We start from the raw sequence: 1,614 nt of genomic DNA on the forward strand, positions 1-1,614 counted from the left end.
AGAGGCTGTCTCGAAACAGCATCGTTACAAGCCGGCGCTGGGCTGGATGGGCGAGTTGCGGGCAAACCGCACGCGGCGCCGCGCTACGCCTCCCTCCGACACCCCGGTGGAGGTGCAGATTTGAGGGGATTGCACATGGCTCGGTCTGCTACATCGTTGCCAAGAATGTGCGTTGCCGAAGGATCGGACAGGACCTGAGGATGCAGAACTCCCGTCGTTTCGCCCTTCTCTTCATCCCGGCTGCAGCCCTGTTTGCCGTCAGCCCCGGGGCCCGGGCCCAGCCAAACCCGAACGATCCCTCCGCTCTCCTGGCAGCCTGGGCAGAGGCATATAGTTCCATGGATGCCCCGCGGATTGCAGCCCTCTACATGGAAGAAGCGCGCCTTTGGGGCATTACCAGTCGAGAGCAAGCTGTTGGCCGCGCGGCCATTCAAGCCAGCTTCGGCCGTCCGCGTGAAGGCGTGACCGCGGTCGGAGTGACCTATGGCGCGCACGGCGTGACGCGCCTGGGCGAGAGCGCCGCGGTGGCTTCCGGCCACTGGGTGTTCCGGATGACGCTGGCCGATGGCAGCGAGCGGCAGGCGCCGGCTCGCTTCAGCATCACCATGACCCGGCTCGCCGACGGCGCGTGGCGCATCGCCGATCACCATTCCTCCTTTTTGCCTACGCCCACACGGCCTTAACGGCTCTCTGCAAACAGCGGCGGCATGAGCTGATTCGGGGGCTGGATGGCCGGGTTGCTTCGTGATTCGACCGGGCTGCGACACCTTGGACGAACGACCCGATGTGGACCCCGGCCACTCGGCGGCAGCATAGCCGCGCGGGCCTCCGCTATGCGAGTGACCTGACCGACGCGGAGTGGGCGGTACTGGCGCCGTTGTTGCCGCCAGCACCCGGCCGAGGACGGCGCCGGGCATGGCCCGAACGAGAGATCGTCAACGCGATTTTCTACGTCCTGCGGGCGGGCTGCGCGTGGCGCCTGCTGCCTGACAGCTTCCCCCCGTGGCGGACAATCTATCGCTGGTTCGCCCGGCTGCGCGACGGCGGCGTGCTGGAAGCGCTGAACCATCACCTCGTCACTCTTGACCGCGAGCGCGCGGGGCGCGAGGCCAGCCCGACAGCGGCGGTGATCGACAGCCAGAGCACCAAGACCACGGAGGCGGGCGGCCCGCGCGGCTACGACGCTGGCAAAAAGGTGATGGGCCGCAAGCGCCACGCCATGGTCGACACCGACGGCCGCGCGCTGGTGCTGCATGCCCACCCCGGCAGCCTGCAGGACCGCGACGGCGCTCCGCCGCTCCTGCGCGCTTCTCGGTCACGATGGCCTTTCGTCGAACTCGCCTTCGCCGATGCGGGCTACGCGGGCGAGCGCGTCGCAAGCGCCAGCCCCATCCGCATCGATATCGTGCGCAAGCCGAAGGGACAGCTCGGCTTCGCCGTCCATGCGCGGCGCTGGGTGGTCGAACGTTTCTTCGCTTGGATCGGCCGCAACCGCCGTCTCGCGAAGGACTTCGAGGCCTCCCTCGCCTCCGCCGAGGCCTTCCTCTACGCCGCCTCCGTCATGCTCCTGCTACGGCGCATCGCCCGTTGCACATGAGATTCGAGACAGGCTCT

Annotated in this window: 2 protein-coding genes; both read left to right on the forward strand. The window is 68.0% G+C overall.

The features are described from left to right. The first annotated feature begins 200 nt into the window (after positions 1-200). Positions 201-683 (forward strand): SgcJ/EcaC family oxidoreductase, encoded by a 483-nt coding sequence (locus tag AC1MIR_RS27700; RefSeq protein WP_480031392.1) that lies wholly within the window; start codon positions 201-203, stop codon positions 681-683. 101 nt (positions 684-784) lie between these two features. Continuing rightward, the gene (locus tag AC1MIR_RS27705) at positions 785-1,597 is read left to right on the forward strand and encodes an IS5 family transposase (RefSeq protein ID WP_480031393.1); all 813 of its coding nucleotides are present in this window, start codon (positions 785-787) and stop codon (positions 1,595-1,597) included. Positions 1,598-1,614: the final 17 nt, after the last annotated feature.

The organism is Falsiroseomonas sp. RANM36 (assembly GCF_056682175.1).